Raw genomic sequence first — 26295 nt, forward strand, 5'->3', positions numbered from 1 at the left:
CCTCAGCGGGGGAGGAGGCCGCTCGCCACGTCGGACGGCTCGACGATCTCGCGCCACGGCTCCGGCCGGAGTCCTGCCGAGCCGAGCACGTCGGCCCCGGCGAGGAGGTCCACGTCGAGACCTGTCAGCTCGCCGATCGCGGCGACCGGCAGCTGGAACGTCCTGAAGCCGCCGAGCGGCACCAGGCCCTCGCGCACGCGCTCCACGAGCTCGCTCTGGTCGAGCAGGTACGCGCTCGTCGCGAGCGTCGATCCGTCCGGGCTCCACGCTGCGATCTTCCAGAAGCGGCGGGGGATGCCCGTACCGCGGTAGACCGGGTCGTCGTCCGCGAGCACGGGCCCGGTGAAGACGCTCAGGCGCGTGCGCCAGGTCTGCGCGTACTCGAGCACCAGGGTCTCGAGCCCGAGCCACAGCTCCTGCGACTGGTTGAAGCCGCTCGCCTGGGGCGCGGCGTTCGTGTAGCAGAAGCTGTCGCGGTTGGCCGCGGCGGCCTCGTCCCGGTCGCCCCAGACGGGGTCGCGGCGGCGGACGAGGTGGCCCCGGTCGAGGTCGTTGCGGGCGTACACCTCCGGCCCGGTCTGCTCGGAGGCGGGGATGCGGTCGTCGAGGTGCCAGTCGTCGCCGCGGCCGAGCTCGACCAGGCGCGCGCCGTCGATGTTCACGGCCGTCGAGACGGCCAGGCGCCGCTCCGGATCCAGCAGCACCTCGAAGTGCGTGTACGGCAGGAGCCGCACCGGGCGCTCGACCCTCAGGCGCGGCGCACCCGCGGGGACGCCGAGGAAGTCCGCGTCGAAGCTCACTCCTCGACCTCCGCCGTCGGAGTCGCCGTGGCTGTCGCTGTCGGGGTCGCCGTGGGCGTCGCCGGGGGAGCCTCGGTCGCGGGGACTCCCGTGCCGGTCGGAGCCGGAGCCGGTGCCTGGGTGGCGGGAGCCGGGACCTGCGAGCCGTTGCTGATCAGCAGGCCGATGTCGGAGTAGCGCGCGACGGTCGTGCCCGCGGCCGGGTCGGTGCCCGCCACCACGCCGGCCGGGAGCGACGAGTCGATGGTCGCCCCCTCCTCGACGTCGAAGCCGAGGTCCTCCAGCGCCTCCGTGGCGTCGTCGACCGAGCGGCCGGAGACGGTCGGCACGGCGATCTGGCGGCCGTTCAGCAGGGCGCTGCTGGGCTCCTCGAAGTCGTCTCCGCCGTACTTCTGGTCGGCGCGGGTCATCACCGAGTTCCAGATGTAGTGGCGGATGTTGGAGGCGTACGGGCGGCTCTCGAGCTCCGAGTTCGGGAAGCGGACCTCGCGCATCGAGGTGTGGCCGTCGATGTTGCCCACCCAGACCACGGTCGCGACGCGCGAGCTCGCGCCGTCCATCCAGGTCGACTCCGCGTTGTCGGTGGTGCCCGTCTTGCCGATGTGCTCGATGCCGTCGTCCGGGTCGGACTGGGCGGCCGTGCCGCCGGTGACGACGCGCTGCAGGGCGTAGTTCGCGACCGCCGTCAGCTCGGGGCTGAGGGCCTGGTTGCAGGTGGAGGTCGGCGGCTGGACGGCGGCGCCGGTCGCGTCGGTGATCGAGTCGATGGCGATCGCGGAGCAGGCGGTGCCGTTGTTGGCGAAGCCGGCGAAGGCGGTGACCATCGAGAGGGGGGAGATGAGCGTGTCCGAGCCGAGGACGGCGGACGGCTTGTAGTCGACCTCGCCGCCGTCGGCCGCCTTCACGCCGAAGCCGACCGCGCGGTCGCGGATCGCGCAGAGGTCGAGCTGCTGCGCCATCGAGACGTAGACGGTGTTGATCGACTGCAACGTGCCGGTCAGCACGCTGTAGCTGCCGTTCTCGCTGTCGTCGTTGTTGACCTCGTAGGAGGTGTCGAGCTCGCCGTCCGGCGCGCAGCTGGCGGGGAAGCCCGAGAAGGTGCGCTCTCGGCCGTTGATCGTCTCGTTCAGGGTGCGTCCGCTCGCGAGCCACTGCGCGAGCGTGAACACCTTGTAGGTCGATCCGACCTGGAACCCGGCGGAGCCGCCGAAGGCCGTGTCGGTGTTGAAGTTGACGGCGGAGAAGTTCGCGCCGTTCACGGCGCCGGCCGCGTCGTAGTCCTTGTTCTGCACCATCGCCAGGATCCGGCCGGTGCCGACCTCCATCGAGACGGTCGCGCTGCCGATGTTGGTGTCGAGGGTGGGGACCTTGGGGACGGCGTTGTTCGTCGCGTTCGCCGCGGTGTCCTGCAGGTCGCGGTCGAGCGTCGTGTAGATCTTGTAGCCGCCGCGCTGGAAGTTCGCGAGGCGGGTGTCCGCGTCGTCGCCGAACGCCGGGTCGTTCTGGACGACGCGGGTGATGTAGTCGCAGAAGAAGGCCGCGTTGCCGGCGGTCTGGCAGCCCGTGGGCGTCTGCGTGATCGCGGGGACGACCTCCTCGGCGACGGCGGCGTCGTGGTCGGCCTGCGAGATCTTCCCCTCCTGGAGCATCTGGTCGAGGACGTAGTCGCGGCGGATCTTGTTGTCCGGGATGTTCTCGGGCTGGTCGATCCTGAGGCCGTTGGGGTTGTTGACCGTGGCGATCAGGCTCGCGGCCTGCGCGAGGCTCAGGTCGGCCGCGCTGGTCGAGAAGTAGTACTCGGCCGCCGCCTGGATGCCGTAGACCTGGCCGCCGAAGCCGGCGATGTTGAGGTAGCCGAGGAGGATGTCGTCCTTGCTGTACTTCTTCTCGAGGTCGACGGCGAGCTTCATCTCCTTGAGCTTGCGGCTCGGAGTGGTCGCGGTCGCCTCCTCGTAGGCGGCCTCGGAGGCCGCCTCGTCGGTCGCGCTCAGCGACTCCGCCTTCTGCACGAGGACGTTCTTGACGTACTGCTGAGTGATGGAGGATCCGCCCTGGAGGTCCCCGCCGACGATGTTGCTGAGCACCGCGCGGATCGTGCCCTGCAGGTCGACGCCGCCGTGGTCGTAGAAGCGCGGGTCCTCGGTCGAGACCGCCGCGTCCTTCACGGACTGGCTGACCTGGTCGAAGGCCACCTCCTCGCGGTTTTGCGCGTAGAAGGAGGCGAGCAGCTCGTCCGAGCCGTCGGTGCGCTTCGCGTAGATCTCGGTCTTCTGGGCCAGCTGGCCGAGCTCGAGGTACTCGGGCACCGTCTCGAACAGCCCGATCGGGTTGTTCTCGGCGAGACCGGTGACGGCGAGGGCGGGAGTGACCCCGACCGTGATCAGCAGGCCCCCGGCGAGGCTGGCTCCGACGATCCCGAGGACCCGGGCGAGCACGCCGCCGCGGGCGGTTCCTTGCGCAGACATGGCTACGAGAGTAGGCGACGAGTCTGGATCCGTCGTGCGGCCGCGCTCGGGGGCCCTGATGCCCGCCCTCCCGGCTCCGGGAGCGGCGGCCGCCGGTACGGTGAGCGGGTGACCAGAGCCCGAGCATGACCGCCTCCGCCGACCCCGCCGAGACGCGCCGCCGCGCGGTGCTCGTGGTGGCCGTCCTCGCCTCCTTCGTCGCCTTCCTCGACGGCACCGTCGTCAACGTCGCCCTGCCCGCCATCACCCGCGAGCTCGGCGGCGGGCTCGCGGTGCAGCAGTGGGTGGTCGACGGGTACCTGATCACGCTCGGCGCGCTGATCCTCGTGGCCGGCTCGCTCGCCGACCGCATCGGCCGGGCCCGCAGCATGACCATCGGCCTGATCGGCTTCGGCGTCACCTCGCTGCTGTGCGCGCTGGCCCCCACCGCCGAGGTCCTCATCGTGGCGCGGATGCTCCAGGGTGCCGCCGGCGCGATCCTCGTGCCCAGCTCGCTCGCCCTCATCATCGCGACCGTCCACGGCGCCGCGCAGGCTCGGACCATCGGTGCGTGGACGGCCTGGACCGGCACGGCGACGATCGCCGGGCCCGTGCTCGGCGGCCTGCTGGTGGACGCGGGCTCGTGGCGGTACGTCTTCGCGCTCAACCTGCTGCCGATCGCGGTGACGCTGGTCCTGCTGCGCAGGCTCGGCGCGGTCGACTCGGGGACCCGGGTGCCGATCGACGGCTTCGGCGCGGTGCTCGGGGTGATCGGCCTGGGAGGGCCGGTGTTCGCGCTGATCGAGCAGGAGCGGCTCGGGATCCAGCATCCGCTCGTGCTGACCGCCCTGATCGGGGGAGTCGCCGCCCTCGTCGCGTTCGTCGTGTGGGAGCGGCGAGCGGCGCATCCGATGCTGCCGCTGTCGCTCTTCGCGTCGCGGAACTTCACCGTCGGCAACGTCTCGACGGCGTTCGTCTACGGCGCGCTCTCCTTCGGCTTCTTCGCGCTGGGCCTGTTCCTGCAGCAGACCCTGGGCTTCTCGGCGACCCTGGCCGGGCTCGCGACGCTCCCGCCGACGATCCTGCTGCTCCTGCTCTCGCAGGTCTCCGGGTCGCTGTCGGCGCGGTTCGGCCCGCGGCTCTTCATGGGCGTCGGACCGCTGATCGCCGCGGCCGGGTTCCTCCTGCTCTCCTTCGTCGACGAGGGCGCCGACTACGCCACGCAGCTGCTGCCGGGCATCCTCCTGTTCGGCTTCGGCCTCGCGGTGACGGTCGCTCCGCTGACCTCGACGATCCTCGGCGCGGTGGAGGACGGGCACAGCGGAGTCGGCTCCGCCGTGAACAACGCCGTCTCGCGCATCGCGGGGCTGGTCGCCATCGCCGCGACCTCGCTCGTGGTCGGCGACTCGCTCGACGTCGAGGGCTTCTCCCGTGCCGCCGTCGCGACCTCCGCCCTCCTGGTCGCCGGCGGCGTCGTCTCCCTCCTCGGCATCCGCAACCCGGCTCCCGCCGACCGCTGACGACTGCTCGGGGAGCGTCTCCGACCCCCGTCCGGGGTGCGGCGCTCCGTGTTCACGCGGTGTCCGCCGATCCTTCGACGGAACGTGGATGAAATAGTTGTCGCTACATGGAATACTGATCGACGTCGATGCGCTTGCATACATCGGACGGGGACGCTCTCCCCGCGACGACCGTCACACTCGAGGAGAAACCATGACCGACACCGTCACCATCCCCGGCTACAAGGCCGGCACCTGGGTCATCGACCCCACCCACAGCGAGGTCGCGTTCAGCGTCCGCCACCTGATGATCAGCAAGGTCAAGGGCAAGTTCGAGCGCTTCACCGCCACGTTCACCACCGGCGAGAACCCGCTCGACTCCAAGGTCGAGGCCACCGCCGAGGTCGCCTCCGTCAACACCAACGAGCCCAACCGCGACGGCCACCTCCGCACCGGCGACTTCTTCGAGGCCGAGAAGTACCCGGAGATCCACTTCGTCTCGACCGCCGTCCGCCCGAACGGCGACGACTTCCTCGTCGACGGCGAGCTCACCATCAAGGGCACCACCAAGCCCGTCACCTTCGAGGTGGAGTTCGGCGGCTTCGGCACCGACCCCTACGGCAACTACAAGGCCGGCCTCACCGCCAAGGCCACCATCGACCGCACCGACTTCGGTCTGACCTACAACGCGGCCCTCGAGACCGGTGGCGTGCTCATCGGCGAGAAGGTCACCATCACCCTCGACCTGCAGGCCGCCCACCAGGCGTAGTCCGAGCCGATCGACCGGAGCCGTCCCTCCCCCCGGGGAGCGGACGGCTCCGTCGTTCCCGGAGCCGGTGCGGGATCAGAGGATGCCGAGCTCCGTCAGCTGCTCGGAGATGCCCGCGCCGTCGGGCGCGAAGACCCAGGTCGTGCCGCTGGTCAGGGAGCGGTCCTCGGCCTTGGAGCGGCCTCCCGCGAGCACCGCCTCGCCGGTCGAGAGCTGGCGGATCGCGATCGCCGCGACCTTGTCGGGGTGCTCGTCCGCGAAGTCGGAGTAGATCTCCTCGTCGTGCTGCCCGTCGTCGCCGACCAGCAGCCAGCGCACGTCCGGGAACTCGGCCGCGAGTCGGCGGAGGTTCATCTCCTTGTGCTGCTTGCCGCTGCGGAACCAGCGGTCGTGCGTCGGGCCCCAGTCGGTCAGGAGGAGCGCTCCGGCCGGGTACAGGTGCCGCGAGAGGAAGCGGGTGAGCGCCGGGGCGACGTTCCACGCGCCGGTGGAGAGGTAGATGACCGGGGAGCCCTCGTACTGCCGGGCGAAGCGGTCGAGGAAGACCGCCATGCCGGGCGTGGGCATCCGGGCGTGCTCGTCGAGCACGAAGGTGTTCCAGGCGGCGACGAAGGGGCGGGGGAGCGCGGTGACCATCACCGTGTCGTCCACGTCCGACACGACGCCCAGCCGCGACTCCGGACGCACGATGAAGACGGGCGCCTCGACGGGCTTCGAGCCCGCGGTCGAGAAGGTGATGGTGTGCCAGCCGGGCTCGAGCGTGATCGGGAGGTCCGCGTCGACGACTCCGCCGCGGTCGGCCGTCACCCGGTGGGTCTGCCCGTCGGCCTCGACGGTCACGACGGCCCCGCTCACGAAGACGCTGGTGAAGCTCCGCCAGCCGCGCACGCCCTCGACGGGGCGGACCTCCTCGACCCCGGGAGGGGTCGGCCGCGTGTAGAGGACGCGGGCCAGGACGCGCAGCTGCGTCGTCGAGCCGTAGCCGGTGTAGGGGATGACCCTCGGGACGTAGCCCTTGCGCTTCACGCGCCTCATCCGGAAGGAGTGGAGTCGGTCCTCGAGGCGGGCGGCGCGGTGCATGACCTCCGCCTTGCCTGCGCTCAGGGGCTTGCTCTCGGGCGTCAGCGGCATCCGCCCAGTCTGTCAGAACGGATGCCGGACCGCGGATCGCGCTCTCACGCGATCGTCAGGCTCCGGTGGGCTCGATCAGCTCGGGGCCTTTCGCCGAGACGGAGCCCACGGCTGCACCGACGCCGTGCACCTCGAGCTCCTCGGACAGCTCGGCCGCGCCCTCGGCGGCCGCGCGCAGCAGCTCGCCGTCCCCGGGGGACGCCGGGTCCAGCCAGTCCTCGATCAGCTCCGGCTGCAGCAGCACGGGCATCCGCTCGTGCACCTCGGTGAGCGGCCCGGCGGAGGGGCGGGTGAGGACCGTCGCCGAGAGCAGCCACGGAGAGCCCGGCTGGGCCGAGCGCCACCACTCGTAGAGACCGGCGAACAGGAGGAGCGAGCCCTCGCCCGGCGAGACGTAGACGGGTGCCTTCGCCCCGTCCGCGCCGACCCGCCACTCGTACCAGCCCGAGGCGGGCACGATCGCGCGCCGGGAGGCGTAGGACTCGCGGAACGAGGGCTTCTCGGCGACGGACTCGATCCGCGCGTTGAACAGCGGCGGCCCCGCGGACGGGTCGGCGGCGGAGCGGGGCACCAGGCCCCAGCGGGCTCCGGCGAGCCGACGCCGCGGCGGGCTGCCCTCCTCGACCCCCTTCATCGACTCCGCGACGACGGCGATCCGCTGGGTCGGCGCGATGTTCCAGGACGGCTCCGGAAGGTCGGCGCCCGGCTCGTCGATGTCGAAGAGCGCCACCAGGTCGGCGGTGGTCTGCGAGAGGACGAAGCGTCCGCACATGGTTTCTCCCGGGTGGATCGGACCCGCGGAGCCGTCGCCCTTCCGGGGGCGCGAAACACGAGGGACTTTCGATGAGACGACCCCGACCGGCGGTCGCCGTGCGTACGATTGTAGGAACCACGACCGAAGGAGCCCGCCGTGCCTCTTGGAAACCTCGTCGATCGACCGTTCGGTGAATCGTCCCAGGTCCGCAACGAGCCGGTGCAGGTGCGCAGCGCCGCCCGTCTCGCCTCGCTGCTCGACGCGGCGGCCGCCGTCGTCGACGAGGTCGGCTTCGACCGCCTGACCACGGCGATGGTCGCCGAGCGCGCGGGAGCCGCGATCGGCACGGTCTACCGCTACTTCCCGGACCGCATCGCCGTCCTCCAGGCGCTGCGCGAGCGGGCCCTCGAGCGCTTCCGCCGCCGCGTCATCACCGAGATCCGCGACACCCACCCGGGCAACTGGTGGGGCGCGGTCGACTGCGCCATCGACGCCTTCTGCGAGATGCACCGCAACGAGCCGGGCTTCCGCTCCATCCGCTTCGTCGACACGATCCACGCCCCCGAGGTCGCGGGCGAGGCGTTCGAGGCCGGCTTCTTCGCCCGCCGCTTCGCCGAGATCCTCGCGTCCGAGTACGGCCTCCCGGGCGGCGCGCAGCTGTCCTTCCGCCTCGAGGTGACCATCGAGGTCGCGGACGCGCTGCTCACGCGGGCGTTCCTCATCGACCCCAACGGCGACCAGCGCTTCATCGACGAGAGCCGCTCGCTGCTGCGCCACTACATGACCTCGCACTACGGAGCCGTCGAGGAGTCCTGACCGGCTAGGACTGTCAAGGCCCTAGTCGCTCCCGGAACATCCCGCAACACTTCGCGGTCCGGGTTGGCAGGCGGCTGCTATTGGTGTTTTCCTTGCCGCCTGGCCCCGTTCGGGGCCGCGGGCCGTGCAACGGCCGGACGCGCGGAGCGAGAGCGGGCACAGTCGTGGACCAGGGACAGATCGGCGCGCACACCGCCGGACGGCGGGCGGCCTCGTGATCGAGTTCCGCAACGTCAGCAAGCAGTACCCGGACGGCACGCGGGCGGTCGACGACTTCTCGCTCGTGCTGCCCTCCCGGCAGACGACCGTCTTCGTCGGCTCCTCGGGCTGCGGGAAGACCACGATCCTCCGCATGATCAACCGGATGATCGAGCCGACCTCCGGCACCATCGAGATCGACGGCGAGGACATCTCGTCCCTGCCCGCCGTCGCGCTCCGCCGCCGCATCGGCTACGTGATGCAGAACTCCGGCCTCCTGCCGCACCGCAAGGTCATCGACAACATCGCGACCGTGCCGAGGCTGAACGGGGTCGCCAAGAAGCAGGCGCACGCCCGCGCGCTCGAGCTGATGGACACGGTCGGACTGGACCGTGCGCTCGCCGCCCGGTACCCCAGCCAGCTCTCAGGCGGCCAGCAGCAGCGCGTCGGTGTGGCGCGCGGCCTGGCGGTCGACCCGAACATCCTGCTGATGGACGAGCCGTTCGGGGCGGTCGACCCTCTCGTGCGCGCCGACCTGCAGCGCGAGACCCTGCGGCTCCAGGACGAGCTCGACAAGACCGTGGTCTTCGTCACCCACGACATCGACGAGGCGTTCCTCCTCGGCGACCAGGTCGTCATCCTCGAGAAGGGCGGCCGGATCGCGCAGAAGGGCTCGCCCGCCGAGATCCTGGCGAACCCCGCGAGCGAGTTCGTCGCCGGCTTCGTCGGTGCCGACCGCGGCAAGCGCTCGCTCCGGATCGAGGAGCGCGACGGCGCCCGCATCGTGGTCGACGGCGACGGGCGCCCGACCGGAGTGCTGCGCGCGCAGGACGGCCCCGCCGCGTGAACTGGGTCGTCAACAACACGGACGCGATCGTCGCGAACCTGCTGGCGCACCTGGCCCTGTCGGTCCCGCCGATCCTGCTCAGCTTCCTCGTCTCGCTGCCGTTCGGCTGGTTCGCGAACCGCTACCGCTGGAGCCGCGGCACCCTGCTGACAGGGCTCGGCGTGCTCTACGCCATCCCCTCGCTGGCCATGTTCATCCTGCTGCCGGTCCTGCTGGGCATCCCGCTCCGCTCGACCGCCAACGTGATCACGGGTCTCACCCTCTACGGCGTCGCGCTGATGGTCCGCACCACCTCGGACGCACTGGGCGCGGTGTCGGACGACGTCCGCCAGTCGGCGACCGCGATGGGCTACTCCGGCTGGGCGCGCTTCTGGCGGGTCGAGTTCCCGCTGGCCGGCCCGGTCCTGCTCTCGGGCCTGCGCGTGGTCACGGTCAGCACGGTCAGCCTGGTGACGGTCGGCGCGGTGCTCGGGATCCAGAGCCTCGGCCTGCTCTTCACCGACGGCTTCCAGCGCGGCATCACCGGTGAGATCGTCACGGGCATCGTCCTCACGATCGTCCTCGCGCTGGTGCTCGACGGACTGCTGGTGCTGATCGGCCGTCTCCTCATGCCCTGGACGGCTCTGGACCGCACGCGCCGCTCGCGCAGACCGGTCGCGGTCGAGAGGGCGGTGACGTCGTGAACCTTATCGCCGAGGCCTTCGCCTGGATCGCCGACCCCGCGCACTGGACCGGGGTCTACGCGATCCCGACCCGTGTCGCCCAGCACGTCGGCATCAGCCTGCTGGTGCTCGTGATCGCGGCCGCGATCGCGATCCCGATCGGCTACCTGATCGGGCACACCGGGCGCGGCAAGGGCATCGCCGTGCCGGTCGCAGGCGGTCTGCGCGCCCTGCCGACGCTGGGCGTGCTCGTCCTCGCGGCGATGAGCCTGGGGCTCGGCCTCGGCGCTCCGGTGATCGCCCTCGTCGTGCTCGCGATCCCGTCGGTGCTCGCCGGCGCGTACTCCGGGCTCGAGGCGGTCGACCGCCGCACGGTCGACGCGGCGCGCTCGATGGGCATGACCGAGTGGCAGATCCTGACGAAGGTCGAGATCCCGCTGGGGCTGCCGCTGCTGATCGGCGGGCTCCGCTCGGCGGCGCTGCAGATCATCGCGACCGCCACGCTCGCCGACTACATCGGCGCCGGCGGCCTCGGGCAGTACATCTTCCGCGGAGTGAAGTCGGGGGACTACCCGCAGATGCTCGCCGGCTCGATCCTGGTGATCGTGCTGACGCTCCTCAGCGAGGTCCTGTTCGCCCTCCTCCAGCGGCTCGCCGTGCCGCGCGGAGTCGTGCTCGGCCTGGCCGGCACCGCCGGCCGCACAGGTTCCCGCGCCTCGTCGCCCCGACGACGCGCGGTGATGGGAATCCCCATCGAAGAAGGGAAATAGCAATGTTCACAGCACATTTCACGAAGGGCCGTGTCGCGCTCAGCGCACTCGCGGTCGGTGCCGTCGTGGCACTGGCAGGGTGTTCCTCGAGCGATCCGCTCGATGAGGGATCGGGTGCGACTGCGGGCAGCGAGACCATCGTGGTCGGCTCGCAGGACTACTACTCGAACGAGATCCTCGCCGAGATCTACGCGCAGGCCCTGGAGAACGACGGCTTCACCGTCGACCGCCAGCTGCGCATCGGCCAGCGCGAGATCTACCTGCCCGAGATCGAGAGCGGATCCATCGACGTCTTCCCGGAGTACGACGGCAGCCTCCTGCAGGCGCTCGAGCCCGACGCGACGGCCACCACCGCCGACGACGTGTACTCCGCGCTCGGCGACGCGCTGCCCGACGGCCTCCGCGCCCTCGACGCCGCCGAGGCCAGCGACCAGAACTCGTACACCGTCACCCAGGCCTTCGCCGACAAGTGGGACCTGACCGACATCGCGTCGCTCAAGAACGTCACCGACCCGATCGTGGTCGGCGGCAACTCCGAGCTGCAGACGCGCCCCTACGGGCCCGACACCCTGCAGTCGAAGTACGGCATCACGACCACCTTCCAGGCGATCGAGGACAGCGGCGGATCGACCACCGTCGACGCGCTCACCAGCGACCAGATCCAGCTGGCGAACGTCTACACGGCCGACCCGAACATCCAGAAGAACGACCTCGTCGCTCTCGAGGACCCGGACGGACTGTTCGTGGCCGACAACGTCGTGCCGATCGTCTCGAGCAAGATCACGGACGACGCGGCCGAGGTGCTGAACGCGGTCAGCGCGAAGCTCACGGCGGACGACCTCGTCGCCCTCAACTCCGAGAGCGTCAACGAGCAGAAGTCCGCGTCCGCGATCGCGGGCGAGTGGCTGAAGTCGGCGGGTCTCGTCGACTGATCCTCCCCGGATCCACGCCCGGAGGCGCGTCACTCGTCGAGGTGACGCGCCTCCGCTCTGTTCAGGAGCTTCTTCCCGAGGAGCACGAGCAGGGCGAAGACGACGATGACGCCCACGAAGACGTAGCCGGCGCCGTGCAGGCTCTCCGAGAGCTCCCGGTAGCTGCCCGCCGCGGCCGCGCCGACGCCGACGTAGGCGGACGACCAGAGCACGCACGCCGGGATCGTCCAGGCCATGAAGGTCCGATAGCGCATCCCGCTCATCCCCACCGTCAGCGGGATCAGCGAGTGCAGCACCGGCAGGAATCGCGAGAGGAACACGGCGAACCCGCCGCGCCGCGCGAGGTAGCGCTCGGCCTTCAGCCAGTTCTTCTCGCCGAGCCGGCGTCCCAGGCGCGACGCGCGGATCCGCGGCCCGAACCAGCGGCCGAGGTAGAAGCCGACGGACTCGCCGCAGAGGGCGCCGATGACGACCGTGACGGCCAGCGCCGCGAACTGCAGCGGGCTGGTCACGCCGGTCGCGCTGACGATCACGATCGTGTCGCCGGGGACGACGAGGCCCGCCAGGATCGTGGTCTCGAAGAAGATCGCGAGTCCGGCGAGGAGCGTCCGCCAGACCGGGGGGACGCTGACGACGAAGTCCAGGATCCCGGTGAGGGTGTCGTTCACCGGGCGCCCCCGCCCGCCGCGGATTCGATCAAGGGCTGGGGCCGACGGCGGCTCCGGATGCTCGGCATGGCTCGATCGTAGGGGCGCACGGCTGGGCGGCGGCAGGGCTGCGCCCGGGAGGCCGGTGGACGCCGAGCGGTCAGGGGACGGCGACGAGCGCGGAGGCCGCCGGGCCGGTGCCGTTCGCCGTGACCGCCTGCACCGAGAGGGTGTAGCTGCGGCCCGGGACCAGCTTCGTGAAGGTCTGCGAGCGCTTGGTCGCGGCGACCACGGCGCTCCAGGCTCCGGCTCCGCTCGTGTCGGACCCGTCGCGCGACACCCGGTAGCCGGTGACCGCCGAGCCACCGGTCCCCGCGGGGGGCGACCACGCGAGCGTCGCCGTGCCGTCCGAGCCCGCCGTGGCGGTGACCGCGGTCGGCGCGCCGGGGAGCCCGGCGGCGACGAGGGTCGCCGTCAGCGTGGTGCTGCTCCCGGGAGTGACGACGCTGTGCGAGGCGGCGCCGCCGTCCGACCAGGACGAGAACCGGTAGGCCGTGCCCGACGCGTCGGTCTGGTCCGGGACCTCCAGCTGGAGGGCCGAGCCCGCCCACGAGACGACGGTCGTGCCTCCGGCGACCTCGGTGCCGTTGACGACGACCGTCCGGCCGGCGGGAGCGGTGGCCAGGGTGACGGAGACCTTCTGTGGGGAGAACGTCCGCGTCGCCGTCGTCGACACTCCGCTCGAGTCCGTCGCCGTGACGCTGATCAGGAGGTCGCTGTCCGCGGCGGCGGCGAGGTCCTCCGGGCCGGGGGCGACGAAGGAGAGGTCGTTCCCCGCCAGCGGCCCGAGGAAGGGATGGGTGTGCTGAGCGTGGCGACGCTGGACGGTCCAGGTGAGCGCCGAGGCGGGAAGGACGCCGTCCTCGGCGTCGGTCGCCGTGGCGCGGAGGCCGTAGCTCCGGCCCGTGACGAACACCCCTCCGTCGGCGGGTGCGGTGATGCTCACCGTCGGGGCACTGTCGCCCGAGGTGATCCTCGTCGTCGCGGGGGCGGAGACGGCTCCCTTCGGATCGCGGACGCGGAGGGACGCGGTCCAGCTGCCGGCGGCGTAGCTGTGGGTGAAGGTCGGGCCGGTCGTGATGCGGTCGGGGGTGCCGTCGCCGAACGACCACAGGTAGGTCAGGGCACTGCCCTCCGGGTCGCTGCTGCCCGAGCCGTTCAGCCGCGCGGCGAGAGGAGCCGCGCCGGAGGAGGGGGCGGCGGTGAGGGCCGCGGTCGGGGCGCGGTTCGCCGCGGCGGTGTAGGCGAGGCGCCGGACCTCGCCGCCGTTCGCGTAGCTGGTGTAGAAGAGGTCCTGGGTCCCGCGCGAGGGGCCGAAGGCCATGGCGACGGCGCTGCTGCCGCCGAGGCCGGTCACGAGGTCGCCGGCCGCGCCGGTGCGGCCGAGGGTCCGGATCTTCCCGCACACGTAGTCGCCGAAGAGGTACGCGCCGTCGTAGGCGGCCGGCCAGACGCCGCGGGGGACGTAGGCGCCGCCCGTGATCGAGGCGCAGCCGCTGCTGTGCGCGTAGTCGTGGACCGGGTCGGTGAGCCCGGCGGGCGCCGCGGCTCCGCAGTTCGAGGCCGAGCCGGTCTTCGCGCAGTGGCCCTCACGGGTGTTCCAGCCGTAGTCGGCGCCGGCGACGCCCTGGTCGATCTCCTCCCAGGCGTCCTGGCCCACGTCGTTGATGCGGAAGACGGTGCCGGTCGCGTTCGGGTCGAAGGCCATCCGGAACGGATTGCGCAGGCCGCTCGCGAACGTCTCGCGGCAGCGCACGCCCGCGGCGGCCGGGGCGAGCCGGCAGGAGGCGGTCCCGGTGCCCAGGTAGGGGTTGCCGGCCGGGACGCCCCCGGTGAGGGTGATCCGGAGGATCTTGCCGTTCAGGATGTTCGGGTCGCGGGCGGCGTCGTTCCGGCCGCCGCAGCCGCTGCCGCCCGGCGAGCCGACTCCGCCGCGGTAGTCGCAGCCGCCGTCGCCGACGCTGACGTAGAGCAGGCCGTCCTTGCCGATGGCGAGGTCGCCGCCGTTGTGGTTGCTCGCGGGGGAGTAGATGCCGTCGAGGAGGACGCGCTCGGAGGCCGGGTCGATGCGGTCGTCGGTGCCGAGCTGGAACGAGGAGACGCGGTTGCGCGGGGCTCCCGCGGGGTTCACCGTGCCGCCGGCGTTGGTCGGGCAGGAGGAGTCGGAGCCCTTCGCGGTGTAGTAGACGACGACGGTGCGCGAGCCCGGTGCCGGGTCGACCGCGAGGCCGAGCACGCCGCGCTCGCCGTTGGCGCAGACCTTCGAGCGCAGGTCGAGGGCCGGAGTGGCGACAAGGCTGCCTCCGCGGATCACCCGGATCGCTCCGGTCTGCGAGGAGACGAGGGTGCGCCCGTCGGTCGTGAAGGCGAGGGCGGTCGGCGCGGGGACGGCCGCCACCCGGGAGTCGGTGAAGCCGGCGGGCACGACGGGAGCGGCGGACGCCGGACCCGCGGGCCCGGCGACGAGCGCGGCGGCCGTGATCGCCAGGACGGTGAGCAGGGCAAGACCGCGGGGGCGGATCCTCGAGCGGGGCATCGGTGACTCCGAGACGGTCGGCGCTGCTGAGCGAGCGGCGGTCTGCGGCGGTGCAGAGGGCGCTGTCGGCGATGACGCGGGGCCAGGATAGGCGCGCGCGGCGGAGGGGCCGTGTCCCCCTTCAGGGTCAACACTGGGGGCTCCGGGCGCGGTGTCCCCGGGCCGCTCACGTCGAGCGGGGCTGCAGTGCGTCGGCCCGCCGGTTCACTCCAGAGCGGGCAGGACCACCGCGCGGACCGCCTCCGAGAACCGGGCGTAGCCGGCCTCGTCGAAGTGCAGGCCGTCGTCGACGAAGAGGGAGGGGTCGACAGAGCCGTCGGAGGTGACGAGCGCGTCGGCGGTGGGGACGAAGGTGACGCGGTCGTCCGTCTCGGCGTAGGCGCTGACCGCGGTGTTGGCGGCGCGGACCTCGGCGCCGACGGAGGCGCGGGCAGGCGTCTCCGCGATCTCGACGTAGAACAGCTCGGCGTCGGGGGCGACCTCCTCCACGCGCTGGAGGTACTCGACGACGGCGCCGGCGGTCTGGGCGCCGGTGCGCGAGCCCTCCTCGCCGCTGATGTCATTCGCTCCCACGTACACGATCACGGCGCGGGGATCGAAGGGGGCGACCATGCGGTCCAGCCACGCGAGGTGATCGGCGACGGTCGTGCCGCCGATCCCGATGTTGTAGGTCTCGAGCGGACGCAGGTCCTCCTTGGAGGTCGTCCAGCGGCCGATCGTGGAGCTGCCCGTGAGGACGATGCTGTGCTGCGGGAACCCGGCGGCGAAGCGCTTCTCGAGACCGGCGACGCGCTCGGCCATGTCGACGGAGGAGGTCGGGCCGGGGTCGGGGGAGCTCGCGGCCGGAGCGCCCGCGCCTCCGCTCCGCGAGGCGAGCGAGAGGGCGATGCCCGCGCCGGCGAGGACCAGCGCGAGCACCAGCAGCGCGACCAGGAGGCGGAGGCGGATGCGGCGGGGGCCGGGGGCGGAGCCGGAGGGCGTCGCTCGAGTCATGGCTCGATCCTCGGGCATCGGCGGGGGCGCGTCGTCCACGAGGAGGCCGTCCGAGGACCCGCGCACCCGGTGGCCGTCTCTCCGTCACCGGATCGCCGTGATCGGATCCGCGCAGAACATCACAGAGGATGCACAGCCGTGCAACACTTGCACATCGCCATCGCCATCGTCGCCGCCGGCCGACTTCCGATGGACAATCACGACGAGGACTCATGGCACGCGCACGCATCACCTGGGTGGACACGGCGAAGGGCATCGCGATCATCCTGGTCGCCCTGGCCCACTCCGTGCAGTGGACCACGACGGCCGGGATCGCCCCCGACTCGTGGAACGAGATCAACCTCCTCCTCATCACCTTCCGGATGCCGCTGTTCTTCCTCGCCTCGGGGCTGTTCGCCGGCTCCGTGCTCACCCGGTCGTGGCCGGAGCTCTGGCGTTCGCGGCTGAGCCTGCTGGTCTGGGCCTTCCTGCTCTGGTCCGTGGTGCGGTTCCTCTTCTTCCTGGTGGTGCCCAACCCGGGCGGCACCGACGAGTCCGACCCGCTCGCGCTGCTCCTCCAGCCGGTGATGCCGCACAACGGGCTCTGGTTCCTCTACGCGCTCACGATCTTCTTCGTGGCCGCCAAGCTCGCGCAGGGCCGGATCGACTGGCGGGTGCAGATCGGCATCGCGACCGCGATCGCCGTGGTCTGGTACGCCGTCCGCTCCAGCACCTCCGAGGGCACCGGGAACATCGCCTGGGACGGCATGGCCCGCTACCTGATGTTCTTCCTGCTCGGCCTCTACCTGCGGAACGCGGTGATCGCGTTCGTGGAGCGCCGCGGGATCCTCAGCGGAGTCGGCTTCGGCGTGCTGTTCCTCGTGCTCGCCGGCGTGATCCTCGCCGTCCGCGCCCGCTTCCCGCTGCTGACGATCGGGCTGGTCCTGGTGAGCGTGCTGGCGGTCCTCGCCGGGCTCGTGGTCGCCCGCTTCCTCTCGAACCGGCGCGGCGCGGGCTGGATCACCTTCATCGGCCGCAACACGCTCCCGGTGTACGTGGTGCACGTCCTCTTCGTCTCGCTCGCCACGAGCGCCCTGCTGCTCTTCGACGGAGAGCGCTGGCTCGACGTCATCGGGCCGGTCGTGCCGCTCCTGGTCTGCGGGATCGGCGTCGCGGCGGCACTGGGCTACTGGCGCCTCACCCGCGACCTGCCCGTGCTGAAGTACGGCTTCCAGGCGCCCGCCTGGTTCTCCGGCTCCCGCTCGCGCGTCGACGCCGGCTGACCGTGGGGCGCCCGCCGACGGCGCCTCGGCAGCGGCCCCGGGAGTCTCTTCACCGGGCGAGTCCATCGATGCGTCGCGCGGTGAACGGATTCCCAGAGCCGATCTCGCGGATGTGCGCCTGGGAATCCGCTGAAGGCCCGTGAGAGGAAGTCTCAGCGCTCCGTCGCCCGCCTGATCGCTCGGTGTCGAGAGGCCGGCGGCGGCGCGTCCGTCGGAGGCGAGCCCCGCTCGGCAGTCGCCGCGCGGTGGACTCCCTCGACGTCGAGAGGGACTGTCTCGACGTCGAGCGACCGGTCGGCGGGAGCGCTCGGAGGGGCGTCCGGGGCCACCCCGGAAAGGGTGCCGCCAGGAGCTCGCGGAAGGCCGCACATCCGCCCCCGTACTGGGATCGAAGGCCGTCGGACCCCTTCCGCCGACCTACTCTCGGAGCTGTGAACGAACTCCTGGACCCGCTCCTGCTGTCGAGATGGCAGTTCGGTCTGACGACGATCTACCACTTCCTGTTCGTGCCGCTCACGATCGGCATGGCGCTCACCGTCGCGATCTTCCAGACCTGCTGGGTGCGCACCGGGAAGGTGCACTACCTGCAGCTGACGAAGTTCTTCGGGAAGCTCTTCCTGATCAACTTCGCGATGGGCGTCGTGACCGGGATCGTCCAGGAGTTCCAGTTCGGGATGAACTGGAGCGACTACTCCCGCTTCGTCGGCGACGTCTTCGGGGCCCCGCTGGCGTTCGAGGGCCTGCTCGCCTTCTTCCTCGAGGCGACCTTCATCGGCCTCTGGATCTTCGGCTGGGACAAGCTGCCCGAGAAGCTGCACCTGGCCACCATCTGGCTGACCACGCTCGGCACCACGCTCTCGGCCTACTTCATCATCGCCGCGAACGCGTTCATGCAGAACCCGGTCGGCTTCCGCATCAACGAGACCAAGGGCCGCGCGGAGCTCACCGACATCTGGGCGCTCCTCACCAACAAGGTCGCTCTCGCCGCGTTCCCGCACACGATCTTCGCCTGCTTCATGGTCTCGGCCGCCGTCATCATCAGCGTCGCGGCCTACCACCTCTCCCGGAACCAGCACCTCGAGACCATGCGCCCCGCGCTGAGGTTCGGCGCCTGGATGATGCTCGTCAGCGGCGGCCTGACCCTGTTCACCGGCGACTCGCTGGGCCTCGCGATGGTCGACACGCAGCCGATGAAGATGGCGGCCGCGGAGGCGCTCTACAGGACCTCCACAGGCGTCGACGCCTCCTTCTCCGTCTTCACCTGGGGCACGCCGGACGGCTCGAGCGAGCTGTTCTCGATCCGCATCCCCTACCTGCTCTCCTTCCTCTCGACGCACACCTTCACCGGCACGGTCGAGGGCATCAACGACCTCCAGGCCCAGTACACCCAGGTCTACGGACCCGGCGACTACACGCCGATCATCTGGGTCACCTACTGGTCGTTCCGCTGGATGATGGCGCTCGGCGTCCTGGCCATCGGCGTGGCCGCGGCCGGCCTCTGGTTCACCCGGAAGGGCCGCGAGCCGAAGCAGTGGATGTGGAAGGTCGCGATCTGGGCCGCCCCGCTGCCGCTGATGGCGATGATCGTGGGCTGGGTCTTCACCGAGATGGGCCGCCAGCCGTGGCTCGTTTTCGGGCTGCTGAAGACCGCCGACGGAGTCTCGCCCGGAGTGAGCGGCGTCGAGGTCCTGATCTCGCTGCTCGCCTTCACCGCGATCTACGGCACGCTCGCCGTGGTCGAGTTCCGCCTGATCAAGCGGGCCGCGCAGGCCGGCCCCGACGACGCTCCCGAGGTCGACGAGGAGAGCGGTCGCCCGCAGCTCGTCGGCACCGTCTACTAGGAGGCACCCCTCATGGATCTCGCCGTTCTCTGGTTCTGGATCGTCGCCTTCTTCTTCATCGGCTACTTCGTCCTCGACGGGTTCGACTTCGGCGTCGGCATGTCGCTCCCGTTCCTCGGGCGCGACGACACCGACCGCCGCGTGCTGATCAACACGATCGGCCCGGTGTGGGACCTCAACGAGACGTGGGTGATCGTCGCCGGCGCAGCCCTGTTCGCCGCGTTCCCGGAGTGGTACGCCACGCTCTTCAGCGGGTTCTACCTGCCGCTTCTGCTCATCCTGCTCGCGCTGATCGCCCGCGGCGTCTCGTTCGAGTACCGTCACCAGCGTCCGGAGGCGCAGTGGAGGCGGCGCTTCGACACGATGATCGTCGTCGGCTCCGCGGTGCCCGCCTTCCTCTGGGGCGTGGCCTTCGCGAACATCGTGCAGGGCGTCCCGATGGACGCCGACCACAACTTCACCGGCACCGTCCTGGACCTGCTGAACCCCTACGCGCTCCTGGGCGGAGCGACGACCCTCCTGCTGTTCTTCACGCACGGAGTCGTCTTCGTCGCCCTGAAGACGGAGGGGGGTATCCGCGAGCGTGCGCGCCGCCTGGCGACCCGCGCGGGGCTGCTCACCGTGGTCGTCGCCGCGGTCTTCCTGGCCTGGACCAACCTCGGCCAGGGGAGCACCGCCTCCTGGGCGCTCTCGGCGGGCGCGGCCGCGACCCTCGTCGGCGGCTGGCTCGCGATCACGCGAGGCCGGGAGGGACGCGCCTTCGCGCTGCTGGCCGGCACCATCGCGCTCGCCGTGCTCGCCCTCTTCGCGACGCTGTTCCCCGCGGTGATGCCGGCCTCGAACGTCCCCGCCTACGGGCTGACGATCGAGAACGCCTCCAGCACGCCCTATACGCTGGCGGTCATGAGTTGGACCGCACTGGTGTTCGTGCCGCTCATCGTCGGCTACCAGGCCTGGACCTACTGGATCTTCCGCAAGCGCATCAGCCGCGCGCACATCCCGGTCGACGCCCACTGACGTGAAGCCCCTCGATCCGCGCCTGCTCCGCTACGCCCGGGCGGCCCGCGTGTTCCTCCTGCTCGGCGGGGTGCTCGCGCTGGCGAGGACCCTGGCGATCGTCGCCTTCGCGTGGCTCGTGGCGCAGCTGGTGGCCGGTGCGGTCGACGGGAGGAGCGCCGACGATCTCGCGCCGCTGCTGGCCGCCCTGCTCGCGGTCGTCGCGGCGCGGGCGGCTCTCGCCTGGGCGACCGAGGTGAACGCGGTGCGCGGAGGAGCAGGAGCGAAGGCGCAGCTGCGGCAGGCGGTCCTCGCCGCACTGGTCGAGTTCGGCCCGGCGGGCCGCTCCGAAGGGGGCTCGGGCGGGGTCGTCGCGCTGCTGGGCGGCGGACTGGACTCCCTCGACGGCTACTTCGCCCGCTACCTCCCGCAGCTGATCGCCACCGCGGTGGCGACGCCGCTCCTGACGCTCGTGGTCTTCCTCGCCGATCCGCTCAGCGCGGTGTTCCTGGTGGTGACCCTGCCGCTCATCCCGGTGTTCATGGTGCTGATCGGCTGGGCGACCCAGGCCGTGCAGGCGCGGCAGTGGGAGCGGCTGCAGGCGCTCGCGTCCGGCTTCGTCGACACCGTCGGCGGCCTCGCAACACTCAAGATCTTCGGGCGGGCCGAGCGGCAGGCGACGCGGATCCGCGCGCTGACCGAGGACTACCGCGTGCACACGATGAAGGTGCTGCGGGTGACCTTCGTCAGCGGCTTCGTGCTGGAGCTCGCCGGCTCGCTCTCGGTCGCGCTGGTCGCCGTCTCGATCGGGCTGCGGCTCGTCGACGGCTCGCTGGGGCTGGCCGTCGGGCTGTTCGTCCTGGTGCTGGCGCCGGACGTGTTCCTGCCGGTGCGCCAGGTCGGTGCCGAGTTCCATGCGGCGGCGGACGGGGTGCAGGCGGCGGACCGCGCCTTCGCCGTCCTCGAGCGCGCGGCGGCCCTGCCCGCTCGCGGGAAGGCCCCGGCGGCGACGGGGGCGCTCGAGCTGCGGGGTCTCGCGGTCGACGACGGACGCGGGCGGACGCTCGCTCCTGTCGACGCGGTGCTCCCCGTCGGGTCGATCACCGTGGTGACCGGGCCCAGCGGGTCCGGGAAGTCGACGCTGATCGCCGCGCTCGCGGGCTTCGTGCCCTTCTCGGGCACGCTGCTGCTCGGCGGGTCGCCGGTCGCGGATCTGCGTTCGACGCTCGCCTGGGCGGGCCAGCGGCCCGACCTTCTCCCGGGGAGCGTCGCCTCCGCCGTCGGGCTCGGAGCACTCTCGCCGGACCCCGAGCGCGTGCGGCGGGCCCTGGCGATCGCCGCCGTCGACGTGGACCCCGAGCGCCGGCTCGACGCCGAGGGGACGGGCCTCTCGGGCGGGCAGAGCGCCCGTGTCGCCGTCGCCCGCGCTGTGCACCGCCTGCTCGAGCGCGGGTGCGCGGTGCTGGCCCTGGACGAGCCGACCGCCGCCCTCGACGACGAGTCCGAGCGGGCGCTGCTCGCCGGACTCAGGTCGCTGGCGGAGAGCGGGACGATCGTCGTCGTCGCCAGCCACCGGCCCGCGACCGTCGCGGCGGCCGACGCCGTGATCGCCCTGGCGCCGGCGGAGGCGGTCGCGAGGTGAACCGCTCCGACGTCCTCCGCGCCGCGATGCCCGGGCCGCGCCGCTTCCTGCCGGGTCTGTCCTTCGGGCTGCTCTCCTCCTCCGCCGTCGTGGCGCTGCTGGCCTGCTCCGCCTGGCTGATCGTCCGCGCGGCCGAGCAGCCGCCGATCCTGTTCCTCTCCATGGCCGTCGTGGGCGTGCGGGCCTTCGCGCTGGCGCGGGCCTTCTTCCGCTACCTCGAGCGGCTGACCGGCCACGACGCCGCCTTCCGCGCGCTCGCGGAGCTCCGGGCGGGCGTCTACGAGCGCCTGGTGCCGGTCGCGCCGGACGGGCTGGGCCGCGTGCGCCGTGGCGACCTGGTCTCCCGGGTGGTGGCGGACGTCGACGCCCAGCAGGACGTGCCGCTGCGCGTCGTGCAGCCGCTGGTCGTCGCTGCGCTGGTCGCTGCGGTCTCCGTGGTCGGCGTCTGGCTGCTCCTGCCGGCGATGGGCGCCGTGCTGCTGGCGCTGCTGGTCCTCGCCTTCGCCGGTGGGGCCCTGGGCGCCGGCCGGCTCTCCGCGCAGGCGGATCGCGAGCTGGCGCCGCTGCGCGGGGAGCTCGCCGAGCGCCTCAACCTGCTGGTCACCCGCCTCGACGTGCTCATCGCCTTCGATGCGGCGGGTGACGCTCTGGCGGACGTGGCACGCGCGGAGGAGTCGCTCGCCCGGGCGGCGCGTCGACGGGCGGCCTCCGCCGGACTGGCCGCGGCCGTCCTCGCCCTCTGCTCGGGTGGTGCGGTCTGGGCGGGCCTCGTGCTCGGGATCCCGGTGATCGGCGACCTCGGCGGTCCGGCGCTGGGTGTCGTCGCGCTCGTGCCGCTCGCGGTGTTCGAGGTCGCCGCCGCCGCGCCGCTCGCCGTGCAGGCGGCGCGCACCGCGCTCTCGAGCGCTCAGCGCCTGGCCGATCTGGACGCCGAGGCGGCGTCGCCGGCGCTCGCGACCGATGCGGACGTGGACCCGGACGCCCCGGCTCCCCGGGGCGCCGGTATCGTCCTGCGCGACCTGTCGGTGAGCTGGCCCGGCGCGCACACGCCCGCGCTGCGGGGCGTCTCGCTCGACCTGCGGGAGGGTGCGCGCGTCCTCGTCACCGGCGGCAGCGGGTCCGGGAAGACCACGCTCGCGCACGCTCTGGTGCGCTTCCTCGACCACTCCGGCAGCTACCTCCTGGGCGGAGTCGAGGCGCGCACGCTGCCGCAGGCGGAGGTGCGGAAGCGGGTCGGGCTCGTGGAGCAGCAGCCGTACCTCTTCGACGACACGATCCGGCAGAACCTCCTCTTCGCGCGGCCCGAGGCCGATGGCGCCGTGCTCGAGGCGGTGCTCGAGCGGGTCGGGCTCGGCCCCTGGCTTGCTGCACGCGGCGGGCTCGACGCGCGGGTGGGGGAGCGGGGCTCGCTCGTCTCGGGCGGCCAGGCTCAGCGGATCGCCCTCGCACGCGCACTCCTGGCCGACTTCCGCGTCCTGGTGCTGGACGAGCCGACGGCGTCGGTGGACGCTCCCGTGGCCGACGCCCTGCTCGGGGATCTGCTCCGCGCCGCCGAGGGGCGGACGGTGGTCCTGATCGCGCACCGGGTCGATCCGGGCCTGGAGTTCGACACGCGGATCCGGGTGGCGGACGGCACGGCGGCTCAGGAGCACCGGGCCGCCTGAGCAGGCGTCCGGCTCCGCGGGGCGGTCGGTCCGAGCGGCCGTTCAGCCGTGCTCCGTCGGGACCGAGGCCCGCGCCAGGGAGGCCGCGCGCGCCAGGCGCCCGCCCTCCGCCTCCCAGCGGTCGAGGACCGCGTCCGCCCGGGTCCGCGCCGCACCAAGCAGCCCGGCCAGGAGCGGAGCGACGACGTCGCGGGCCAGCGGGTCGCTCAGCTCGTCCACGCGGGAGTCGCGGACGAAGCCCTCGAGCCGGGTGAGGTCGGAGCCGCGCAGCCACTCGGCTCGGGACTGCAGCAGCACGACGGCCGCCAGCCGCGGCTCGAACACCGCCGGCTCCCACAGCTCGGAGGAGAGGGCTGTCACGTCGTCGTGCTCGAGCGAGCGGAACTTCCTCAGCGCGTCGCGGACGGTGCCGCGGACCGCCCCGACCGAGGCGCCCGTCGAGTCGAGCCCTGCTCCCAGGCGCTCCCGCACGTCCTGCGCGCGCCAGACGTCGCCCTCGTACTCCAGGGCCGAGCGGATGAAGTCGCCGGGGTCGCTCACCCCTCCATCATGCGTCGCGCGTCAGCCCCGGCTGGCCCAGACGGCCCGTCCGATGCCGTCGTACTCGACGAGGCGGCCGTCGTCCTGCAGCACGAGGCGGTAGGGCGCGACGACGCCGCTCTGGCCGATGCCGAAGGAGATCCTCGGGAACCGCAGCCAGAGGATCCGGGAGTCGGCCACGTCGAGCCGGCCCTCGGAGCTCATCGAGAAGGCGGCGCCGGAGGCGGAGGAGGTGTTCGTCGCCCAGTCCGCGCCGTTCGGCCCGTAGACGACGAAGTTGCCGTCGCGCTGCATCTCGGCCCGCCACTGCCCGCTCGTCGAGGTCAGCCGCGTGCCCGCGACGACGAGGCCGCTCGGGGAGAGCGAGTCGCGCACGACGAGCGCAGCACTGCTCCAGAGGACGCCGGAGTCGTCCGCGATCCGGAGATCGCCCTCGCGGAGGACCATCGTGGCGCCCGGCTCGCCGGACGTGCCCGAGGCCCAAACGGGCGCGCCGTCCGCGGTGTAGACCACGGCGTTCCCGTCGTCCTGCATCCGGAGGACGTCGCCCCGGCCGCGGGTGCCGCTCGCCCAGAGAGCCCCGCCCTGCCCGTAGACGACGAGGTTGCCGTCCGCCTGCATCACCGCCGTGGTGCCTCCCGGGGTGGCGAGCCGGTTCCCCGCGTAGAGGGTGCTGCCGCGGCGGAGGGTGTCGGTGCGCGGCTCGTCGATCCGGCCGCCGATGCTGCTGGCCCACGCGGCCGAGCCGCTGCGGCGGTAGATGACGAGATTGCCGTCGTCCTGCATCCGCAGCTCGCCGCCGGGGTCGGCCACCGTGCCGCTCGCCCAGACCGGGCGCCCGTCCGCGGCGTACACGACGAGGTTGCCGTCGTCCTGCATCCGCAGGCTGTCGCCGCGCCCCTGCGTGCCCGAGGCCCAGGTGGGACGGCCGCCGGCGGCGTAGACCACGGCGTTGCCGTCGGTCTGCATCACGAGGGAGGAGGCGACGTCGGGGGACACCAGCCGCTCGCCGCGCGCGAGCTGCTCGCCGGCACGGAGGACCGCGGCGGAAGCGACGGCGGAGGACGCCGAGGGCGGGGCCTCGACCGCGGCGGCGGGCAGCGAGCCCAGCAGGAGCGCGCCCGTGGCGGCGAGCGCCGCGAGGGAGGCGGTCAGGGAGCGGCCGGAGGGGAGGTGCGTCATCGCAGGGGTCCTGTCGGGGAGGGCGGCGGGGTCGGGGAATCGTCCCACGGCGGGGGAGACGACGACGCCCCCCGGTCCGGGGACCAGGGGGCGTCGTGGCGGAGGGGCGTCAGCCGCGGCTGGCCCAGACCGCGCGGCGGCTGTCGTACTCGACGAGGTTGCCGTCGTCCTGCATGACGAGCTTGTAGGGGCCGACCGACGCGGCGGGCGGGACGACCGACCATCCGCTCGTCGTCTCGGTGCCCACGGCGATCTGCCCGCTGGCGTCGAGGGCGAAGAAGCCGCCTGCGCGGGTGGTCTTCGACGCCCAGATCGGGCCGTTCTTGCCGTAGACGACGAAGTTGCCGTCCGCCTGCATCACCGCTCGGTAGACGCCGTTCGCGGAGCGGAGGAAGCTGCCCGCCTCGAGCGAGTTCGCCGCGTAGAGCGTCGTCGAGGGGAAGGCGGCCTGGCTGGTCCAGATCACGTCGTCGGACGGGTTCACGATGATCAGCGAGCCGGCGTTGTTGATGCCCAGGCGGAGGTCCTTGCCGCGCGTGCCCGAGAACCACTTGACGGAGCCGTCGGAGCCGTAAATGACGGCGTTGCCGTCCTTCTGCATGGTGATGCGGTTGCCGGAGCCGCCGGTGCCGGTGCCCCAGACGGCGCCCTGGGGGCCGTAGCCGACGAAGTTGCCGTCGTTCTGCATGACGGCGCTGAAGCGGCCGTCGGCGGAGGTGAGCTGGTGGACGGGGCGGAGGGTCTGCTCCGTGAACAGCGTGTCGGTCACCGGCTCGGCGATGACGCGGCGGACGCTGCTCGCCCAGGCGGGCGAGCCGTTCTCGCGGTAGACGACGAGGTTGCCGTCGGGCTGCATGATCACCGAGGCTCCCGCCTCGTTGATCGTGTTCGTGCTCCACACGGGGCCGCCCTTGGCGGAGTAGACGACCATGTTGCCGTCGGTCTGCATGACCAGGTGGTCGCCGCGGCCCTGGGTGTTCGTGGCGAAAGTGGGGCGGCCCTGCGGGTCGTAGAGCACGGCGTTGCCGTCGGTCTGCATCCGGAACGAGTAGCCGTTCGTGCCCGAGACGATCCGCTGTCCGGCGGCCAGCTCCTCGCCGCCGACGAGGGCGTTGTAGTAGCTGACGGCCGCGCGGGCGGTCTGCTGGGCGGCCTCGGGCGACTCGCTCGCGGGAGCGAGGCCGGTCGGCGCCTCCTCGGAGGAGGACAGGGGCTTCTGCGGGTTCTCCGCGGCGAGGGCCGGGGTCGCGCCGAAGAGCAGGGCACCGGTCGCGACGAGCGCGATCAGCCCGGAGGCGAGGGGGCGGGGG

The 26295-nt window shown here is 72.3% G+C and carries 22 protein-coding genes; 12 read left to right on the forward strand and 10 right to left on the reverse strand.

Going from position 1 to position 26295, the window contains the following annotated elements; genetic code table 11:
* Positions 1 to 2: 2 nt before the first annotated feature.
* Together C5C53_RS05280 and C5C53_RS05285 are read right to left on the reverse strand one after the other, a co-directional pair.
* A complete protein-coding gene (locus tag C5C53_RS05280) occupies positions 3 to 800 on the reverse strand; it encodes a DNA/RNA non-specific endonuclease (protein WP_244230625.1) in 798 nt (265 codons plus the stop codon).
* Positions 797 to 3265 (reverse strand): transglycosylase domain-containing protein, encoded by a 2469-nt coding sequence (locus C5C53_RS05285; protein ID WP_104267005.1) that lies wholly within the window; start codon positions 3263 to 3265, stop codon positions 797 to 799. Before C5C53_RS05285 ends, C5C53_RS05280 begins: the two co-directional genes overlap by 4 nt.
* Before the next feature lie 125 nt (positions 3266 to 3390).
* Here C5C53_RS05285 and C5C53_RS05290 point away from each other — a divergent pair, with 125 nt between their 5' ends.
* Together C5C53_RS05290 and C5C53_RS05295 are read left to right on the forward strand one after the other, a co-directional pair.
* Positions 3391 to 4764 carry a DHA2 family efflux MFS transporter permease subunit gene (locus tag C5C53_RS05290; RefSeq protein ID WP_104267006.1) on the forward strand — a complete coding sequence of 458 codons (1374 nt, stop codon included), beginning with the start codon at positions 3391 to 3393 and terminating at the stop codon, positions 4762 to 4764.
* Between the two features lie 193 nt (positions 4765 to 4957).
* Complete coding sequence (locus tag C5C53_RS05295) at positions 4958 to 5512, forward strand: YceI family protein (RefSeq protein ID WP_104223105.1); 555 nt, start codon at positions 4958 to 4960, stop codon at positions 5510 to 5512.
* Positions 5513 to 5587: 75 nt separating this feature from the next.
* Here the strand turns inward: C5C53_RS05295 and C5C53_RS05300 are convergent, their stop codons facing one another.
* The gene (locus C5C53_RS05300) at positions 5588 to 6643 is read right to left on the reverse strand and encodes an App1 family protein (protein WP_244230626.1); all 1056 of its coding nucleotides are present in this window, start codon (positions 6641 to 6643) and stop codon (positions 5588 to 5590) included.
* 55 nt (positions 6644 to 6698) lie between these two features.
* Positions 6699 to 7415 (reverse strand): SOS response-associated peptidase, encoded by a 717-nt coding sequence (locus C5C53_RS05305; RefSeq protein WP_104267007.1) that lies wholly within the window; start codon positions 7413 to 7415, stop codon positions 6699 to 6701.
* Between the two features lie 138 nt (positions 7416 to 7553).
* Between C5C53_RS05305 and C5C53_RS05310 the strand changes: the two genes are divergently transcribed.
* The 5 genes from C5C53_RS05310 (at position 7554) to C5C53_RS05330 (ending at position 11622) form a co-directional block, all read left to right on the forward strand.
* Positions 7554 to 8213, forward strand: coding sequence for a TetR/AcrR family transcriptional regulator (locus C5C53_RS05310; RefSeq protein WP_104223107.1), 660 nt, complete (start codon positions 7554 to 7556; stop codon positions 8211 to 8213).
* Between the two features lie 214 nt (positions 8214 to 8427).
* A complete protein-coding gene (locus C5C53_RS05315) occupies positions 8428 to 9258 on the forward strand; it encodes an ABC transporter ATP-binding protein (protein ID WP_104225631.1) in 831 nt (276 codons plus the stop codon).
* On the forward strand, positions 9255 to 9941 hold the full coding sequence (locus C5C53_RS05320) for an ABC transporter permease (RefSeq protein WP_104223109.1): 687 nt from the start codon (positions 9255 to 9257) through the stop codon (positions 9939 to 9941). Before C5C53_RS05315 ends, C5C53_RS05320 begins: the two co-directional genes overlap by 4 nt.
* Entirely contained in the window at positions 9938 to 10690 is a 753-nt protein-coding gene (locus C5C53_RS05325; RefSeq protein WP_104225632.1) for an ABC transporter permease, read from the forward strand. Before C5C53_RS05320 ends, C5C53_RS05325 begins: the two co-directional genes overlap by 4 nt.
* Before the next feature lie 2 nt (positions 10691 to 10692).
* Positions 10693 to 11622, forward strand: a complete 930-nt coding sequence (locus C5C53_RS05330) for an ABC transporter substrate-binding protein (protein WP_104223111.1) — start codon at positions 10693 to 10695, stop codon at positions 11620 to 11622.
* A gap of 29 nt (positions 11623 to 11651) precedes the next feature.
* On the opposite strand, the gene C5C53_RS05335 is transcribed toward C5C53_RS05330, so the two are convergent.
* From C5C53_RS05335 to C5C53_RS05345, 3 genes are all read right to left on the reverse strand, one after another.
* Positions 11652 to 12290 carry a DedA family protein gene (locus C5C53_RS05335; protein ID WP_104223112.1) on the reverse strand — a complete coding sequence of 213 codons (639 nt, stop codon included), beginning with the start codon at positions 12288 to 12290 and terminating at the stop codon, positions 11652 to 11654.
* Between the two features lie 139 nt (positions 12291 to 12429).
* Positions 12430 to 14865 carry a PQQ-dependent sugar dehydrogenase gene (locus tag C5C53_RS05340; RefSeq protein WP_104267008.1) on the reverse strand — a complete coding sequence of 812 codons (2436 nt, stop codon included), beginning with the start codon at positions 14863 to 14865 and terminating at the stop codon, positions 12430 to 12432.
* Between the two features lie 204 nt (positions 14866 to 15069).
* The gene (locus C5C53_RS05345) at positions 15070 to 15858 is read right to left on the reverse strand and encodes a GDSL-type esterase/lipase family protein (RefSeq protein WP_146083679.1); all 789 of its coding nucleotides are present in this window, start codon (positions 15856 to 15858) and stop codon (positions 15070 to 15072) included.
* 212 nt (positions 15859 to 16070) lie between these two features.
* Between C5C53_RS05345 and C5C53_RS05350 the strand changes: the two genes are divergently transcribed.
* From C5C53_RS05350 to cydC, 5 genes are all read left to right on the forward strand, one after another.
* Positions 16071 to 17120 carry an acyltransferase family protein gene (locus C5C53_RS05350; protein ID WP_104348320.1) on the forward strand — a complete coding sequence of 350 codons (1050 nt, stop codon included), beginning with the start codon at positions 16071 to 16073 and terminating at the stop codon, positions 17118 to 17120.
* Positions 17121 to 17551: 431 nt separating this feature from the next.
* Positions 17552 to 18961 carry a cytochrome ubiquinol oxidase subunit I gene (locus C5C53_RS05355; RefSeq protein WP_104267010.1) on the forward strand — a complete coding sequence of 470 codons (1410 nt, stop codon included), beginning with the start codon at positions 17552 to 17554 and terminating at the stop codon, positions 18959 to 18961.
* Between the two features lie 12 nt (positions 18962 to 18973).
* Complete coding sequence (gene cydB, locus C5C53_RS05360) at positions 18974 to 19978, forward strand: cytochrome d ubiquinol oxidase subunit II (RefSeq protein ID WP_104267011.1); 1005 nt, start codon at positions 18974 to 18976, stop codon at positions 19976 to 19978.
* A gap of 1 nt (position 19979) precedes the next feature.
* A complete protein-coding gene (gene cydD / locus C5C53_RS05365) occupies positions 19980 to 21599 on the forward strand; it encodes a thiol reductant ABC exporter subunit CydD (protein WP_104267012.1) in 1620 nt (539 codons plus the stop codon).
* Positions 21596 to 23263, forward strand: a complete 1668-nt coding sequence (gene cydC / locus C5C53_RS05370; protein WP_104267013.1) for a thiol reductant ABC exporter subunit CydC — start codon at positions 21596 to 21598, stop codon at positions 23261 to 23263. Before cydD ends, cydC begins: the two co-directional genes overlap by 4 nt.
* Before the next feature lie 42 nt (positions 23264 to 23305).
* Here cydC and C5C53_RS05375 read toward each other — a convergent pair whose 3' ends face one another.
* The 3 genes from C5C53_RS05375 to C5C53_RS05385 all read right to left on the reverse strand — a co-directional run.
* Entirely contained in the window at positions 23306 to 23803 is a 498-nt protein-coding gene (locus tag C5C53_RS05375) for a DNA alkylation repair protein (RefSeq protein ID WP_104233754.1), read from the reverse strand.
* A gap of 21 nt (positions 23804 to 23824) precedes the next feature.
* Entirely contained in the window at positions 23825 to 24985 is a 1161-nt protein-coding gene (locus C5C53_RS05380) for a hypothetical protein (protein ID WP_104267014.1), read from the reverse strand.
* Between the two features lie 109 nt (positions 24986 to 25094).
* The coding region (locus C5C53_RS05385) for a hypothetical protein (protein WP_104267015.1) at positions 25095 to 26295 on the reverse strand (1201 nt) is incomplete at its 5' end.

Origin of the sequence: Rathayibacter sp. AY1E3 (assembly GCF_002932235.1) — a bacterium.
Lineage (GTDB): Bacteria > Actinomycetota > Actinomycetes > Actinomycetales > Microbacteriaceae > Rathayibacter.

Excerpts from the sequence above, each read along its gene's own strand:
- C5C53_RS05285 (WP_104267005.1), bottom strand. The coding sequence starts at position 3,265 with ATGTCTGCGCAAGGAACCGCCCGCGGCGGCGTGCTCGCCCGGGTCCTC.
- C5C53_RS05290 (WP_104267006.1), top strand. The coding sequence starts at position 3,391 with ATGACCGCCTCCGCCGACCCCGCCGAGACGCGCCGCCGCGCGGTGCTC.
- C5C53_RS05295 (WP_104223105.1), top strand. The coding sequence starts at position 4,958 with ATGACCGACACCGTCACCATCCCCGGCTACAAGGCCGGCACCTGGGTC.
- C5C53_RS05300 (WP_244230626.1), bottom strand. The coding sequence starts at position 6,643 with ATGCCGCTGACGCCCGAGAGCAAGCCCCTGAGCGCAGGCAAGGCGGAG.
- C5C53_RS05305 (WP_104267007.1), bottom strand. The coding sequence starts at position 7,415 with ATGTGCGGACGCTTCGTCCTCTCGCAGACCACCGCCGACCTGGTGGCG.
- C5C53_RS05330 (WP_104223111.1), top strand. The coding sequence starts at position 10,693 with ATGTTCACAGCACATTTCACGAAGGGCCGTGTCGCGCTCAGCGCACTC.
- C5C53_RS05340 (WP_104267008.1), bottom strand. The coding sequence starts at position 14,865 with ATGCCCCGCTCGAGGATCCGCCCCCGCGGTCTTGCCCTGCTCACCGTC.
- C5C53_RS05345 (WP_146083679.1), bottom strand. The coding sequence starts at position 15,858 with ATGACTCGAGCGACGCCCTCCGGCTCCGCCCCCGGCCCCCGCCGCATC.
- C5C53_RS05350 (WP_104348320.1), top strand. The coding sequence starts at position 16,071 with ATGGCACGCGCACGCATCACCTGGGTGGACACGGCGAAGGGCATCGCG.
- cydB (WP_104267011.1), top strand. The coding sequence starts at position 18,974 with ATGGATCTCGCCGTTCTCTGGTTCTGGATCGTCGCCTTCTTCTTCATC.
- C5C53_RS05380 (WP_104267014.1), bottom strand. The coding sequence starts at position 24,985 with ATGACGCACCTCCCCTCCGGCCGCTCCCTGACCGCCTCCCTCGCGGCG.